The organism is Pediococcus claussenii ATCC BAA-344 (assembly GCF_000237995.1).
GTDB lineage: Bacteria > Bacillota > Bacilli > Lactobacillales > Lactobacillaceae > Pediococcus > Pediococcus claussenii.
The window spans coordinates 1-16,067 of record NC_017018.1 but is presented as its reverse complement, the minus strand read 5'-3'; the positions used below and the strand labels follow the sequence as shown (position 1 = coordinate 16,067).

At 39.5% G+C, this 16,067-nt stretch carries 14 protein-coding genes and 4 pseudogenes; 12 read left to right on the top strand and 6 right to left on the bottom strand.

Annotated features, from left to right (window positions below):
* Positions 1-399 precede the first annotated feature (399 nt).
* The 5 genes and pseudogenes from PECL_RS09505 (at position 400) to PECL_RS09485 (ending at position 5,323) form a co-directional block, all read left to right on the top strand.
* Positions 400-612 carry a hypothetical protein gene (locus PECL_RS09505; protein ID WP_014386894.1) on the top strand — a complete coding sequence of 71 codons (213 nt, stop codon included), beginning with the start codon at positions 400-402 and terminating at the stop codon, positions 610-612.
* Between the two features lie 698 nt (positions 613-1,310).
* A complete protein-coding gene (locus tag PECL_RS09500) occupies positions 1,311-2,234 on the top strand; it encodes a replication initiation protein (protein WP_014386893.1) in 924 nt (307 codons plus the stop codon).
* 4 nt (positions 2,235-2,238) lie between these two features.
* On the top strand, positions 2,239-2,841 hold the full coding sequence (locus tag PECL_RS09495) for a DUF536 domain-containing protein (protein WP_014386892.1): 603 nt from the start codon (positions 2,239-2,241) through the stop codon (positions 2,839-2,841).
* 22 nt (positions 2,842-2,863) lie between these two features.
* Positions 2,864-3,502: pseudogene (locus PECL_RS09490) on the top strand (site-specific DNA-methyltransferase); the annotation flags it as partial.
* A 117-nt stretch (positions 3,503-3,619) separates the two neighbouring features.
* Positions 3,620-5,323: a glycosyltransferase family 2 protein gene (locus PECL_RS09485; protein ID WP_014386891.1), complete on the top strand. Its 1,704-nt coding sequence runs from the start codon at positions 3,620-3,622 to the stop codon at positions 5,321-5,323.
* 461 nt (positions 5,324-5,784) lie between these two features.
* On the opposite strand, the gene PECL_RS09480 is transcribed toward PECL_RS09485, so the two are convergent.
* Positions 5,785-6,801 (bottom strand): IS30 family transposase, encoded by a 1,017-nt coding sequence (locus PECL_RS09480; RefSeq protein ID WP_014386890.1) that lies wholly within the window; start codon positions 6,799-6,801, stop codon positions 5,785-5,787.
* Between the two features lie 85 nt (positions 6,802-6,886).
* Between PECL_RS09480 and PECL_RS10425 the strand changes: the two genes are divergently transcribed.
* Positions 6,887-7,075, top strand: coding sequence for a protein NO VEIN domain-containing protein (locus PECL_RS10425; protein WP_081478641.1), 189 nt, complete (start codon positions 6,887-6,889; stop codon positions 7,073-7,075).
* A 118-nt stretch (positions 7,076-7,193) separates the two neighbouring features.
* On the opposite strand, the pseudogene PECL_RS10100 reads toward PECL_RS10425, so the two are convergent.
* Together PECL_RS10100 and PECL_RS10265 are read right to left on the bottom strand one after the other, a co-directional pair.
* A pseudogene (locus PECL_RS10100) lies at positions 7,194-7,365 on the bottom strand (type II toxin-antitoxin system YafQ family toxin); the annotation flags it as partial.
* A pseudogene (locus PECL_RS10265) lies at positions 7,357-7,494 on the bottom strand (IS5/IS1182 family transposase); the annotation flags it as partial. The pseudogenes PECL_RS10100 and PECL_RS10265, both read right to left, overlap by 9 nt.
* Before the next feature lie 280 nt (positions 7,495-7,774).
* On the opposite strand from PECL_RS10265, the gene PECL_RS09470 reads away from it, so the two are divergent.
* Together PECL_RS09470 and PECL_RS09465 are read left to right on the top strand one after the other, a co-directional pair.
* Positions 7,775-8,206, top strand: a complete 432-nt coding sequence (locus PECL_RS09470) for a CopY/TcrY family copper transport repressor (protein WP_014386889.1) — start codon at positions 7,775-7,777, stop codon at positions 8,204-8,206.
* A 250-nt stretch (positions 8,207-8,456) separates the two neighbouring features.
* Positions 8,457-10,652, top strand: a complete 2,196-nt coding sequence (locus PECL_RS09465; protein ID WP_014386888.1) for a heavy metal translocating P-type ATPase — start codon at positions 8,457-8,459, stop codon at positions 10,650-10,652.
* 74 nt (positions 10,653-10,726) lie between these two features.
* On the opposite strand, the gene PECL_RS09460 is transcribed toward PECL_RS09465, so the two are convergent.
* The 3 genes from PECL_RS09460 to PECL_RS09450 form a co-directional block, all read right to left on the bottom strand.
* On the bottom strand, positions 10,727-11,941 hold the full coding sequence (locus PECL_RS09460) for an MFS transporter (RefSeq protein WP_404825544.1): 1,215 nt from the start codon (positions 11,939-11,941) through the stop codon (positions 10,727-10,729).
* 142 nt (positions 11,942-12,083) lie between these two features.
* A complete protein-coding gene (locus PECL_RS09455; protein ID WP_002834562.1) occupies positions 12,084-12,440 on the bottom strand; it encodes a type II toxin-antitoxin system YafQ family toxin in 357 nt (118 codons plus the stop codon).
* Complete coding sequence (locus PECL_RS09450) at positions 12,440-12,718, bottom strand: type II toxin-antitoxin system Phd/YefM family antitoxin (RefSeq protein ID WP_003586674.1); 279 nt, start codon at positions 12,716-12,718, stop codon at positions 12,440-12,442. The genes PECL_RS09455 and PECL_RS09450 overlap by 1 nt, the downstream gene beginning before the upstream one ends.
* A 76-nt stretch (positions 12,719-12,794) precedes the next feature.
* Between PECL_RS09450 and PECL_RS09445 the strand changes: the two genes are divergently transcribed.
* The 4 genes and pseudogenes from PECL_RS09445 to PECL_RS09430 form a co-directional block, all read left to right on the top strand.
* The gene (locus PECL_RS09445) at positions 12,795-13,370 is read left to right on the top strand and encodes a site-specific integrase (RefSeq protein WP_014386886.1); all 576 of its coding nucleotides are present in this window, start codon (positions 12,795-12,797) and stop codon (positions 13,368-13,370) included.
* 79 nt (positions 13,371-13,449) lie between these two features.
* A complete protein-coding gene (gene istA / locus PECL_RS09440; RefSeq protein WP_003555353.1) occupies positions 13,450-14,673 on the top strand; it encodes an IS21 family transposase in 1,224 nt (407 codons plus the stop codon).
* 9 nt (positions 14,674-14,682) lie between these two features.
* A complete protein-coding gene (istB, locus tag PECL_RS09435) occupies positions 14,683-15,420 on the top strand; it encodes an IS21-like element helper ATPase IstB (protein ID WP_014386885.1) in 738 nt (245 codons plus the stop codon).
* Positions 15,421-15,493: 73 nt separating this feature from the next.
* Positions 15,494-16,067, top strand: a pseudogene (locus PECL_RS09430) (IS256-like element IS1310 family transposase); the annotation flags it as partial.

Genomic DNA, 16,067 nt, shown 5'->3' with positions numbered 1-16,067 from the left:
GCAAGTACAGAAAACATGTTGAACCAAATTGATTTTGGGTAAATTAGTTTGATTTTGTTGTCGCCAACGGCGACTTCTGATACAGGAAATTTAGCACAAACACCAGCAATTTTAATTGTGGTGTGTAAGTGCGCATTAAACTCATTTCATTCCGTTTAATGACGCTAAAAAATAGCTAACTTGATCATTAAAATAAAAGGTTTTTTTTAGTTCAATGCGCACTTACATGTCAACTAACTTTGACGTGTTTCGATACCCCAAAAATTGTATTAGATTTCGCTGCGCTCAAACAAATCTTTTTAATTGCTTTACACCGTTTTTCTTTCTAAACTTAATCACAATCTTTGAATAACTAACTATAAAAAGATGCCTTTAATTTAAACCTGAAATAATTAGCTAATGTTAGGAGTAACTCAGATGGACGAAAAGAAAGTATTAAAGCCAATTGATGAAATGCTTGCTGATCCTTGGCAAATTGATATTCAAGAATTATTTGAAGCTTCTGTCAATGAACCTGACGAGATCAAAAAGAATTTGTATGATTCCCTATACACTTATATTTTACAAAAAAGGCAAGAAGATATTATTAATCGTCCTGGCTTCGTTATTTAGCCCTCTAAAAAGTCGCTGAGGGCTTTTTATTTTGACTTTGGTATAAATGTATATAAATAGCCTTAAAATCGCTGAGAACAAAAAATAAGGCCCTTAAAAAGGAATATAGCAGTTAAAGTCTTGTTAAGATTCAGAAAAACTAACTGTTTGCTGTCAATGGTAGCGGACGAGCGCAGCGTGGGAGCATAAGGAATTGACAGCTCTTAACCAGTCTTTACACTGAAATGGCGAAAGCCAAAGTTTCTACAAAACTTTGCTTTCCTGCCTAACGGCGAGTGAAAAAGCGGTCAAGCTGGCTCAGCTTGGACGGGGTTCGGGGCGTCAGCGCCCGAATTAATGTGGCTTGCCACACCTTTTAGGCAACGAACAGCGTGAGGCGCAAGGAGCTGTGCGACTGGAGTTTAATGTGAGCCGTTTTTTGGCTCACTCCTTTGTGTTTTTTTTGTTTTAGGTTTGTATCTCGTACAGTGGCGCCTCTTATATACCTCTTTTATAAACCTCTTTTAAACCTCTTTTAGACCCCTCTTTAGCCCTACTCTCCCAAGGCTCACAGAAGTTTATCAAGTACCTTTTGTCTGTTTATCAAGTACCTTTTGTCTGTTTATCAAGTACCTTTTGTCTGTTTATCAAGTACCTTTATAAGTTCTGTACTTGATAAAAAGGTACTTTTATTTTAATATGTGTTTGAGGTGATAATCATGTCTAATGAGTTAGTTAAGTATGATCCTGAGTTGAATACTATTCCCTTGAGAAAATTTACCCCAATTGAGATGAATTTATTTTTTTCAATTGTTTCCCGCATGCGGGATCAAGGGAATAAAACTGTTCGTTTCTCTTTTGACCAGTTAAAAGAGCTTAGTAACTATAAACCAACCGCAAATAAACGTTTTATTGATGATATTGAAAATACATACCAAAAGATCCTCAGCCTTAGGTTTGGCCGTAGAAGTAAGAGTGGCTTAAATCGTGAATTTTTTGTTATGTTTACTGAATTTGAAATTAAAGGTGAAGCTGAAGAACCTTATGTTGATATTCAGATTTATCCCAAAGCATTGCACTTGCTAAACGATTTAGAAAGTTGGGTTCGTTATGCCCTAACAGAATTTAGAAATTTAAAAAGCAGTTACGCTAAAACAATGTTTCGTCTAATTAAGCAATTTCGAACTACTGGCTATTCTTATTTCTCTAGAGAAGATTTTTTTGAATTGCTTGATATACCTAAAAGTTATTGGAATAGTCCTTCAAATGTTGACAAAAAGGTTATTAAGCCAATTAGAGAAGAATTAACCCCGCTTTTTAGAGGGCTAACGATTAGAAAAAAATATGGTAAAGGCAGAGGAAAACCAGTTATCGGTTATTCTTTTACTTGGGAACCTGAAAGAAAGGACGCAAATGATTTTTCTCAAGGCAAATTTCAAGATGAGCGTCAAAAACTCTTTAACATTCAGCACAATGATGAATTATCAGATAAAGAAAAGTGGCGTGCAATTGACAAAGTTAAATGCTTGCCTTTAGGAACAACTGAAAAACAGGTACTGGCTGAAAAACAAGCTGAACATGATCAAAAAATCAGAGATCAAGCAAGACAAGAATTTCTCGCTGATCTCCGAAAGGGGTTTTAAAATCATGTCTAAAACTATTAGAGAACTTGCTGATGAATTGAAGGTCTCTAAACAAACTATTCAATATCACTACCAAAGACTACCAACAAAGAACCAACAAAAAGATAGTCAAGGTACAAACATGATTAGCCTTACAGCTGAAAGGATTATTAGGGACAAGGTAGCAAAGCCTTTGGTAGCAAAGAACCAACAAACAGGTGGCAAAAAAGTGACAAAATCTAGCAAGGAAAATAATGAGCTAATTGTTACTCTAAGAAGAGAAATAGAAGATTTAAAGTCTCAACGTGACAAACAGCTTGCTACCAAAGACCAGCAAATAAGTAACAAAGATCGACAAATAGATCGCCTAACAAAATTGGTGGATCAGCAACAGCAGTTACAACTAGCCACGGTAGCAGAAAACCATCGATTAAAAGAGCATGTACGGAAACTGAGTGAGTTGTCTGAACCCTCTAGTTCAATTCAAAAACGGGCAAAAAATGATAAAGATGATACCTTGTCGAATAACATTAATTCTAGTCAAGTCAAAGATAAAAACGACAAGCAGAAAGAAAAGAAAGTATCTAATAATAATAAAGCCAATAATAGTTGGTGGCATTTCTGGTAAAAATTAAAAAGGTGGATTAAACATGAAAATAGAGCCTAAGATAATGTCTCAAGTCAAAAGTATTTTAGGAGAGTTTGGAAACAAGTATTTAACTAGTAAGGGTTCTCTAAAACGGAATAATGTAATTAATGATCTGGATAAATTCGATCATGAATTGATGACAAAGTTATTTAAAGATCCTTTAATACATAAAAATTATGTAGAAAAGATAGCTGATACTGAAGTATTTAAACTTAATCAATTTATTGAGATGTTTGAATATAAAGGATTTTGGGAAGACAGTTATACAAAATATACAAATAAAATCGGTTTAACGGCTAATGGAAAATTTATTGACGAATCTGCTGATGTGGTTCTAGATTTTCCATTCAAAGATACCGTGTTAAAAGCTGGCATGACGAAAGAAGATCAAAAAGATGCTGACGAACCCTTTTTGCATGAAACAATTGCTAAGCCTGAAATTGATGAATTGTTAGAACCCAAGATATTTGTCAATGCCACTAAGTATGATAAAGAAAATTTAGAAGGTGTATCCACTGATAAGTTTGATGATGAAAATTTAATCATCAAGGGGAACAACTTGATAGCTTTGCATAGTTTGAAACAACAATACGCTGGAAAAGTAAAGTTAATATATTTGGATGTACCATACAATACAGGTTAATGATTTATTTGAGCTGTGGAAGGTAAACGCGGTTCTGAATGTCTCTTAAAACCTGTCTCAAATATTGACTTCAATCCATATTTTATGGAAAAAAATTAAAGGAATGTAGTATAAATGTTAAATGATAATGATTCAGAACTAAAAAAATTTCACTTGTTTCATTCTAAACCAGTCTTTGTACCAGTTATTTTAATTATTTGGTTGTTTATTATGTGCTTATATGAATATTTAACATACACAGATAGCATACTTCCTATTTTAGCTAAAAAGCAACCACTAGAAGTAATTTTACCTATATTCAATCAATTATTTGTGGCACTTTTCTTTTTGCTTGGAATAACTAATATTATTATCGCTATCCGCTATGCAATGATTAAAGACAAAGTAAAAGAATCCGAACTAGCAATACTCGCAAAAGAAACGCCTGCAGACTGGCACCCTAAAGTTGAGTTATTGTATACGACCTATAATGATTTTATACCTTATGCACTAGCTCAATGTTTAAAACAGACATATGATAACACGCAGGGCGTTATTTTGGATAACTCTACAGACCCCAAATACATCAAGATGATTGATGATTTTGTGATAGCCCATCCTAATGTAAAGTTAGTCAGAGATTCTCAAAACAAGCATGCTAAAGCTGGAAACTTAAACAATTATTTGTGTAATGGCACTCATGACTACGATTACTTTGTTATCCTAGATAGCGATGAATTATTAGAAAATAGATTTGTAGAAAAATGTTTAAAGATGTTTTATTACAATGATATTGGCATTCTTCAGTGTAATCACATTAGTGGACAAAACCACAATTCGTTTATGCGTACTTTCTCTAGTTCTGGCAATATTTTTTGGCCAGTGCAAAACGTTGTACGAAGCGTTGAAGGTGGCTGGTTAAATAAAACTGTGTCTGGCGTTTCTGTAGGCCAAACTGGAGGTGCATTATGTATTGAATTAGGTCATGGCGTCATGATTTCACGTGAATGCTTTGAAGATATTGGACAAATGCCCTATGCGGTGGCAGAAGACCTTTGTACTTCTATTGAAGCTACACTAAAAGGCTGGAACATTAAATTTGCTTCACAAATTTACGGTAATGAAGCGTTTCCTGTTAATATGGCAGCATTAATGATTAGATCTAGTAAGTTTTGTTCTGCAAATTTTGAATTTTTTAAAAAATATTCGGCGAGAATCATCAAGTCAAAGACCATAAGTCTCTATCAAAAAATCGACTTGTTTTGTTTTACCCTATCAGTTCCAATAAGTGCTTTTCAATATATTAGCTTAGTTATTACTAGTATAATTTGTCCAGTGTTGCACATTCCACTAGTAACACAATTATTTATGTTATTACCAACGTTAGTCTGTTACTTTAGTCAAAGTTTGGTCGATACTGTCTTTCATTTGACAAACGGTATGAAATTCTTAGATTTATTGGCTTATGAAGTAGAATCAATGTTGTTATATGGATCTTTTTATTTTATTACAGTCAAGTCTACCGTACTAGCTTTAATGAACAAACCTGCTAAATTCATAGTTACACCGAAGGTTAATGAGCATATAACTTTTCTGCATGCAATAAGAAATCATTATCAAGGAATCTTATTTTCAATATTTACAATAATTGCATGTATTGCAATTTCTGGAAGTTATTGGGTGTTATTATCATTTATTCCGGGTTGTTTTGGGTTTTTGTTCGAAATGCAAGCTAATTATCTGACATCAGAAGAACAAGCAAAAGCGGATAAATTACAGAGTTACAGCAATAAGGCATTACAATCTGGCAACACGGAAACAGTTGATTGGAATGATTAAAATTACATCATTACTATTTTTTAGTATAGGAGTAAAAAAGGTGAGAAGTCAGAAATTTTAATCTGGGTAAAGTAGTGAATTGTTTTATCGAATGATAAACTGCTGAATCTATTTTATAACGAAGGACACAGCGCTTTAATCCGTATGCAAAAAGATGGCTGAAAAGGAAACTCGGCTTAAACAGCATAAATGTCAGTACTGTTTTTACGGATCACCGGGAGTCAGCGGTTCGACTTTTACCAGCATCCGCTGTTACAACTGCAGTACCAGTATGACTTTTCCGTCAACACTAGTCGATAAACTGTGTCCGGCATGTGCTGGAAAATTGCACACCTGCAAAGAATGCGGTGCTCCAATTAACATGGAAATTAATCATTAATTCATAGCCTAAACGATTAATTTCCCGTATTGTCAATCTAAGTGCAACAGTTTCTAGTCCAATCCTATAAGTGGTACACAGCTTAGAGTTCCGGCATCAGTTCCGCCGCACTCCGGTAGCCCAAGATACGACGAGGCCGGCTGTTGAGTGCGTCCTGGAAGCTCTGAATATCAATGATGTCGTAATGGTGGAGTGAGCGACCTTTCGGAATAAACTCTCGTAGAAGGCCGTTCTGGTTCTCATTTGTTCCGCGCTCCCATGGTGAGTACGGATGAGCAAAGTAGACATCAGTTTCTTCTACTGAATCTAGTTGTGCGAACTCACTGCCGTTATCAAAGGTGATGGTGGTGAAGTATTCCGCACCGTAATCATCAATGATGGACTGAAGTCCCACCTTACAGGTACTTGCTTTGTAGTTAGCGAGCTTGATGATGATTTCGAAGCGACTCGTCCGCTCTGTCAAAACCAGCAACGCAGGTTCGCTATCAACGCGCTTACCTTTCACTAAATCTCCTTCCCAATGCCCCCCTTGCCGACGGTCTTGAACTTCAATGGGTCTTTCATCAATCGAGGTACCAAGCTTTGTCTTATTGGTGCGGGTATGGGAATGGCTTCGTTTAATTCGCAAACTGGGTTTGCGCGGTAAGTCGTGGGTCCGTAGTTCGAATCTACCGGCCTCAATATCCCGGTAAACCGTTGGTGTTGAAGGAACAACCTCGTCTGCGTGTTCCCGTTTGAAGGTGTGCACGAAGCTGTCCACACTGTGTACGCGTGGACGTTGCTTGATGGCAGCGGCACAGGCGGCGTAGAACTCGGGGTTCTTCTCAAGCATCGTCTTGGGGCGACACCGCTCCCGCCGCTGAGCGTGCAGATAAGCTGCCGTATCAGCAAAGTAAATCAACGCTACCTTATGCCCGGGAATTCGCTGTAGAACGGAGCCACGAGTGATCTCACGCGAAATAGTACTACGAGAGCGGTTGAGTTCGCGGGCAATCCGTGCTTGGGAGAATCCCTGATTGAGCAGAGTTTCAATGCGAACGCGATCAAAATTTGATAGTTGTTGGTAAGCCTTAGAGATGGTACGCTTGATGTTGGTCATGATGTGCCTTTCTTATGTGCTTGGTTGCTTATAAGAATAGGTCATCATGGCCTTTTTGGTCTATTTAATTATGTGTTGCACTTAGATTGTAAACGCGGGGTTTTATATTTCTCAAAATGAACGCCAATACGCTAAAGAGGATAATTCATCATATTGGCTATATCGTGTTTACGATATTAATAAGGAAGCAAAATTAGAGAAGTATCATGGCAATCTAGAACAATATTTTAGTTTTGAACCAACTGATTATCTTGCTTTGAAGAAAGAAAATTAGAACGTACAGGGTCCATTTTTAACAAATAACCCCTCGAAAACGTTGAAAGAATAACCCCTAATATCTATAATGTAGATATTAGGGGTTATTTATTTTTATATACCAGAAATAGCTTCTTTTATTCGTTATTTTTTCGATACCTTTTAGAACGATTTTGACCAGGAAATAAACGATCATGCGATCCGACTCGAATGCCAATTAAGACTAGTTCATCTTTATCAATCGTATAAACCACCAGGACATCGTTAGTTTCGCTTGGTGTTTTGTTTTTCGGGGTATCTTCGTAAGTGATAAAGGATGGCATTGAATACGTCATAAAGATCATAACGACGCGGTCTTGTATGCTTGCGGAAGTTTTCTAAATCAGGTTGTATTAACGCAAATTGCGCTCGAGAAATATTGCTTGGATAATCTGGCATGACAAACTCCTCAGTCGGTTTTCCACAATTCTACCAGATTCAGCAGATACTAGACAGGTTCTAAGAGGCATTTCACCATACTAACAAGAAAACCAAAAATTCCCAGATCATTAATTTAACATATCGTATCAAACCACGCCTGGAATATTATCTAGGCGTTTTTTTAATGTCATGGTATTTCCTGGCAGAAAGGTTGCATTATTGTGACTACAGTTGTAAACTAATAAGTGTTAAGAGGCTACAAACGTAAACTTAGAATTCAATTAATGGAGGAAGCCAATTGGAGGATGCAAAGAATGTAACCATCACCGATTCTGAATGGATGGTTATGAGAGCAATTTGGACAATGGGACATGCGACTAGTCGTGAACTAATCGATGCTATGAACGAATTAGAAGGCTGGTCAGCTTCAACAACCAAAACGCTACTTCACAGGTTGATTCAAAAACAGGCGGTTGCGCAGCATGGCGGCAGTCGACCATTCACGTATAAGCCGGTTGTTGGCGAGAAGGAATCAATGGCGGCAGCGGCAGATGATTTGTTTGACCATATGTGTGCGATGCGTGCTGGTTCAACAATTGCCGGCGTTATTCAGTCAAGGGAACTCTCACGGGCGGATATTGCGAACTTACAGGCGATTCTAGCTGAAAAGGCCAAAACAGCGCCCGAGGAAGTTCAGTGTAACTGCTTGCCAGGTGATCAAACGTGTTAAGACTGTGGTGTTCTGTTTACTTTTAGGATTGCTGCACAAAAATCCAGAATCTGGGATTTCTGATGGCGGAAACTTATGAATTTTTGTCGTAATTCTCATTCATATAGTGACATGGTGCTCCGCAAAGCAGAAGCCTAAATATAAGAACCTGGTGGAAAAATCCCGAGCCCGGGGATTTCCACACAAGGAACTTATATTCCGGCTTCTAACCGCTTTGCTACGCACACTTATTTTTAGGGGGTCGATAATCATGGCAAATAAAGAGGACCATATGAACATGAAAAACATGAGTGCTAAGAATATGGAAAATAATGAATCAAATATGAGTCATATGGATCACGATATGACCGAAACGGATCATAATCAAATGAACATGGACCACGATATGGCCGAAATGGATCACAGCCAAATGAACATGAATCATGGTGATATGGATATGGCTGGGACCGACATGATGATGCACGGTGGCTCAATGATGCATATGGGGAATTTGAAAGTTAAATTTTGGGTCTCCGTTGTCTTAGCGATTCCAGTTTTACTGTTAGCACCAATCATGGGTTTAAACGTTTCCATCCTTAGTTTAAGTTCACCGCTAATTGTTGGCATTATCATCGTTTTGTTTGATACAGCACTTTACTTTTATGGCGGAATGCCATTTTTAAAGGGGGCTAAAGCGGAAATTCAGAATAAATCTCCTGAAATGATGACGCTAGTAACCCTTGGAATTTCCGTTTCGTATTTCTACAGTTTGTACGCATTTATTGCCAACAACTTCTTGAACCCGGCAAATCATGTAATGGATTTTTCGTTCGAACTTGCAACCCTGATTTTAATTATGCTTCTAGGACACTGGATTGAAATGAATGCATTGATGGGGGCTGGGGCTGCCTTACAAAAGATGGCGGCCCTGTTGCCTAAGACGGCCCATCTAGTTACAGATAATGGTGAAACAAAAGAAGTGCCAGTATCTGATTTAAAAGTTGGTCAAGTTTTCCAAGTGCGTTCAGGTGAGAGTATTCCAGCCGATGGTGTTATTACGGCTGGGGAGTCGACCGTGAATGAAGCACTGGTAACCGGTGAATCTGCTGCCGTTACCAAGAACGTTGGCGATAAGGTCATTGGTGGTGCAACCAACAATAACGGGACGCTAACGGTTAAAATTAGTGGTACTGGTGACTCCGGCTATCTTTCTCAAGTAATGAAAATGGTTCAAAATGCCCAGCAAGCTAAATCTAAAGCAGAAGATAAAGCTGATTTAGTTGCCAAGTATCTATTTTACGCGGCATTTGGTGTTGGGATTATTGCTTTCTTTGCCTGGTTACCCCAGGGATTGGCGACTGCAATGACGATCATGGTGACCGTCTTCGTGATTGCTTGCCCGCATGCATTAGGATTAGCGATTCCATTAGTGGTTTCTCGTTCTACTACGATTGGCGCTCAAAATGGGCTATTAGTTCGAAATCGCCAAGCCATTGAAGCAAGTCAACATGTTAGCCACGTTCTCTTGGATAAAACTGGCACGTTAACAGAAGGTAAATTTACGGTGAATGCATTGATTCCAAATGATGGGATTGACGAAACAACGTTATTAAGCCGACTGGCCGCCCTTGAAAATAATTCGACTCATCCGCTGGCCCAAGCAATCATTACTGAAGCCCAAGCGAAGGACATTGAAGTCGTTGCGGCTGAAAAGTCTCAAAATATTCCGGGCGTTGGTATTTCCGGTAATGTTGATGGCACTGACTATACGATTGTTAATGGTAACTATTTAACGAAGCAAGGGATCAGGTTTGACGAGGCCGCTGCTGATAAATGGGCTGCTAAGGGTAATTCCGTCAGCTTCCTATTGCAGGGCACCCAAGTTCAAGGAATGGTTGCTGAAGGCGACACCATCAAAGCGGGTGCTAAGGAATTAATTAGTGGTCTTCAGAGGCGAGGAATTACCCCCGTAATGCTCACTGGCGATAATCCAAAAGCCGCGGAACACGTTGCTAACTTACTGGGATTGACTGAATTCCATGCAGGCCTATTACCAGATGATAAACAAAAGATTATTGCTGATTATCAAGCAAAGGGCAATCACGTCATCATGGTTGGTGACGGCGTAAATGACGCACCAAGTCTTGCCGCGGCCGATATTGGAATTGCAATTGGCGCCGGAACCGATGTTGCCATTGATTCCGCTGATGTTGTGTTGGTTAAATCAGAACCCAGCGATATTTTACATTTTCTTGATTTGGCTAAAATCACAAATCGGAAAATGGTTCAAAATCTCTGGTGGGGAGCAGGCTACAATATTGTCGCAATTCCACTCGCTGCCGGTGTGTTGTCATTTATTGGAATCATTCTAGACCCAGCCGTTGGTGCTGTGGTCATGGCGATGTCGACAATTATCGTGGCAATTAATGCGATGGGATTGACTGGTGAAAAGATTAAAAACGTGTAATTAAGTGATGACAAAAAGAGGAGAAAGATCAGCTGGTAGTCTGGTCTTTCTCCTCTTTATGATCATCATGTTAATTACTTATCTGGTTGCTCAGTTAATTTCGCCAATTTTTGATGCAGCCTAATGTCATATTGCCTGGTAATTGGCATTAACACCGCGACCACCCCGCAAATGGCAGCACCGATTCCTGCAATTACAAATAGGCGTTCAATGCCAATCACATCAGCTAGGGGACCGGCAAAAATTAAGCCAATTGGTCCAGCTAGATTCAAAAAAGAATTCAAAACGCCTAGAATCCGCCCTAACTCTTCTGCTGGATAACTTTGTTGAATCATTGCCATTAAAAACGTTGTAAAAAATGGGGTCGCAATTCCTTCAATGATGTTTAAAGCTGCAAACCATAAAAATCCGGTTTGGTTACCTGGCAAAATGCCGCTAATACCGGTTGGAATGCCAACCAGGAAAAACGCGATGATTACGGGCTTCATCCGATCCTGCCACTTACCAAAGAGGCCAATGATAGTGCCGCCGATTAGCATGCCAGTTGAATAAATGGCTTCAATTAAGCCAGCCTGACTAACGGTTCCCTGAAAGTATTTCATGGTCATGAGTGGATACATGCTGGCAGCAGGCATGTAGGTTAGTGTGAAGACGGCGCCGATCAACGTAATGTACCACAAGCCCTTGTTGTTCGTAAGTTGTTTGATCCCCAAGCGGGTGTTGTGGAGCACATGCATTGGCTGATCAATTTTTTCATTGTTAGGAATTTGTTGAACCCACGTTAAAATACAAATCCCAATGATGGCCCCAAGTACGTCTAACAGAATCAAGTACTCGATGGGGATAAACGCAAATAAAAACGCGCCCAGTGCTGGGGCAATAATCATATTCGCGGATTGCACCATTCCCAGTTGGCCGTTCATACGGGTAATTTCTTTGTCTGGCACCATTGTGGGCATTACCGATTGAATCGTTGGCATCTGGAAGGTTTGCGTACAAGACTGCATCAGTAATGAAATAAAAATGAGCCAAAGTGGAAATACATGAAAGACCGTTCCGGATACGGAAAGAATAATAGCGAAACAGGCAGCAAAAACGTCCGGGAAAATTAGGAGGCCTTTTTTGTTCCACCGATCAACCATAGGACCAACAAACGGACTAAGAATCATCATTGGCAGCATTCCTAAAATAGTAGCAATGCTCAATACCGTTGCTGAACCGGTTTTCTTGGTCAAATACCAAATAGTGGCGGCCTTCTTGATTATCAAATAATTTTTCACCACTTCTATAAGCGGCGCTGGCAATGGCACTGCATCCTTTACCAGCACTAATTATAAAATCGCCCCTCAAAATCATTGTTAAAATAACCCCCAATATCTATAATGTAGATGTTGGGGGTTATTTGTTTTTATGTGGAATAAATGACTTCTCTTATTCGTCATTTTTTCGATACCTTTTGGAACGATTTTGACCAGGAAATAAACGATCATGCGATCCGACTCGAATGCCAATTAAGACTAGTTCATCTTTATCAATCGTATAAACCACCAGGACATCGTTAGTTTCGCTTGGTGTTTTATTTTTCGGGGTATCTCGTAAGTGAAATTCATTATAACCGCTCATTCGCCGATTAAGCTCATGATCTTCAAATTCTGGTGGTAATTGTTGTTGCTCAAGCAACAGGTCAATGGCTGCTCGAACTTCATCAATAATAGATTTGTCTAAACTGGCTAACCGTTTTAGATCAGCATTAAAGGTTGCACGTGGTTTAAATCTTAGTTTTTTCATTATTTAAACTGACCCCAATAATCATCATCTGATTCAACAATTTCATCGTCAGGTAAAACATGGCGTTTAATTAACTGATCACGTGCAATTGCATATTCTAACGAACCTTCTTTAGCTTTTAATGCTCTTTCTAGCCAGTCCATTTTTTCTTGTGAAACGATGGCTACTGCGCGACTATTTGAACGAGCAATATAAACGGTTTCGTCTTCGTCATTAACTTGATCTAAATATTTTTTTAGGTTAGCGCGAAAATCGCTCTGTGTTAGTGCTAATGTCATATTTACCACCCTTTCATTGTACTTAATATTGTACTTTAATTTGTACTAAAAATCATTTTTTTAAGGAGCTAAAACTATGCAACAAGTTGTCTTACCCATCAAAGATTCAAACGTTCTTAAAGAGGTTCAAGATACGTTACTCAATAACTTTAAAGCTGGCCGACGTAACTATACGATTTTTCAAGTTGGTAAAGCGACGCTACTGCGAGTGAGTGACGTTATGGGCTTAAAACAGGCCGATATTTTTAATCCGGACGGTTCTATTAAACAAAATGCGTTTATTCATGACCGAAAAACTGGTAAACCTAATACCTTGTACCTTAAACCTGTTCAAACAGAGCTCTTATTGTACCGTCAATGGCTGCTTGATCATAAGCTGGATTCTGAATGGCTCTTTCCTTCAATTCAACACCCAGAACGCCATATTACTGAAAAACAGTTCTACAAAATTATGAGTAAGGTTGGCGATCTGTTAGGAATTAATTATCTAGGTACTCATACGATGCGCAAAACTGGGGCTTATCGTGTTTACACGCAATCAAATTACAATATTGGCCTAGTCATGCACTTACTAAATCACTCAAGTGAATCAATGACTTTAGCTTATTTAGGCTTGGATCAAGCAAGTGTAAAAGGCACCCGTAAAATGTAGGAAAACGGCAGGTTAGAACTGTTGGTTTTCCTACATTTTTTGTATCATGAATCACATCAGAGTGTAGGAGGAATTTGATGTGAGACGTGATTTAAGAGAAGGAGTGACGATTTACGTGACTGAAAATATTAAGCCTAACTTCGCCGAGATTGCCCGGCAATATAATGTTGATTATCGAACCGTTAAGAAAGCCTATGAGGAAGTCAAAGCTGGACTTAAGGGCCGACCAAGTGGTCGACCGAAACGGCCAAGTTTACTGGATCCATTCAAGCAAACCATCGATTCAAAGCTTGAACTAAATTGTTCGGCTGCTTCAATTTTTAAATTTATCCAGAAGAAGGGCTTTACCGGCAGCTATACCCTCGTGAAAGATTATTGTCGCCAAACCCGCCGAGAACGAGTTAAGAAAGCTACCATTCGGATTGAACATTCCCCTGGTCTCTCTGCTCAAGTTGACTGGAAAGAAGAAATGGCCCTAGTGAGCAGCGAGGGTGAGCTGTTTAAATTCAATATTTTCTTGTATGTATTGCCTTATTCAAAACTCAAATATATGACACTAACCTTTGATCGGAGCCAAGATACCCTCTTTTCTTGCTTACACGACGCTTTCCTTCATACCGGAGGTATTCCGACGGAAATCTGGTTTGATAATATGAAAACCGTTGTGGATCATACAAAATCCCAGTTTGGCCACGCTGTCTTTAACGAACGGTTCCACGAATTCTGTAAAGATGCCGGTTTCACACCAATTGCTTGTCGACCATTCAGACCACAAACTAAAGGTGCAGTTGAAGCCCTTGCTCGCACGGTTGAACGTTTACGGCCATACAATACTGAATTTGCTGATGGAACTGAGCTAATCGAACTAGTTCATATGCTCCGAGATGATCTAAATCATGAAACTTCGCAGGCCACGGACGAAGTCCCGTACCTGAAATGGTTAGACGAAGAAAAAGAGTACCTTCATCGCGTTCCAGTTAATCTCCTTGAACCATACTTCGAAGAAAACATTACCCGTGTCGTTTCGAAGGAGGCCATGATCAATTTCCGCAAATGTAAGTACTCAGTAGATCCGCGATACATTGGTTGTACGGTTGCTGTTGAAATCTCCAATGATGAGCAGCGCATTCACATTTATTATAACGGAGAAGAAATTCGTACGCACTCCATAACTACCAATTCGCTGAATTATGACCCCCAAGATCAGTTCAATATCCTCAAATCTGATTTGCTTAAAGGGCGGACAGATGAAGACATTTCAGCTTACATTCGTGAACATATGACTGATTACGACAACTTATAGGAGGCTACCATGACCACTAATAATCAAATTCTTTTAAATAATCTTGAGCGCTTAGGGTTAAACAAAATCCGTGAATACTTGCCGAATTACCTTGATCAAATTCACACTGATAATCTGTCATTAACTGAGGCGCTAATTGATTTAACTAATTCGGAACTCCAGAATCGACACGAAGGTCAGATTGCACGGGCCATTGGCCGTGCTCGGTTCCCCAATACAAAATCCCTAGATACATTTGATTTTAGCTTTCAACCCAGTATGAATCGCCAAGAGGTTCTGGAATTCCAGAATCTGGCTTTTATGGAAAAGTCTGAAAACTTAATCTTTATTGGCAATCCGGGAGTCGGTAAAACCCACTTGGCAATTAGTATTGGGATTGAGGCCTGTAAACAGGGCTGTCGGGTTCTCTTTATTAATTGTCATGAGCTGTTGATTAGATTGAGAGCAGCTTACGAAAAAGGACTGCTTGATCGATCTCTAAGCCGCTATTCGCGCTATGACCTATTAATTATTGATGAAATTGGGTATTTGCCAATTGGTCACCAAGAAGCTAACCTCTTATTTCAGCTAGTCAATGCCCGCTATGAAAAGCATTCAACGATCATTACCAGCAATAGTGATCTATCCGCTTGGGTTGATATTTTCCAGAACCCAACTGTGACAGCAGCCATTCTCGATCGCTTGGTTCATCATGTTCACGTAGTGAAGATCACTGGTAAATCTTACCGATTACGTGGCCTCAAGTAACTGCCGAAAACCTACATTTCTTTCTGCCGAAAACCTACATTTTTAAACTGCCCTTGACACCCAAAAGCAAGATTTGGGCGAAGTTTTTCGTCACCACCTCGAAATTGCGATTAACCAGCTGCTTCAAACCGAATTGGCAGAGTTTTTGGGTTACGAACGCTACTCATACGCTGGGATTAACACTGGTAATAACCGCAACGGCAGTTATGAGCGCTCGTTTGATACGAAGTACGGCCAACTTAACTTAACCATTCCTCGAGATCGCAATGGCCGGTTTGAAAATCATACCTTGCCAGCCTACGGTCGGCACAGTGATAATTTAGAAACAACGGTCATTCAGTTGTATACCAAGGGAATTACCACTGCTGAAATTGCCGAACTCATTGAGGAAATGTACGGTGCTCACTACTCCAAAGCCACGGTTTCCAACATGACTAAAGCCGTCAATGAACAGGTTCAAGCTTTCCAGCAACGTCGACTGGCTTCACAATATGCGGCCATCTTCTTAGATGCCACTTACTTGCCGTTAAAGCGGGATACCGTTCAAAAAGAAGCCGTTCATATTGCGATTGGCATTCGTCCAGATGGTACGAAAGAAGTGCTGAACTACCAAGTGGCGCCTACGGAATCGACTGGAATCTGGACTG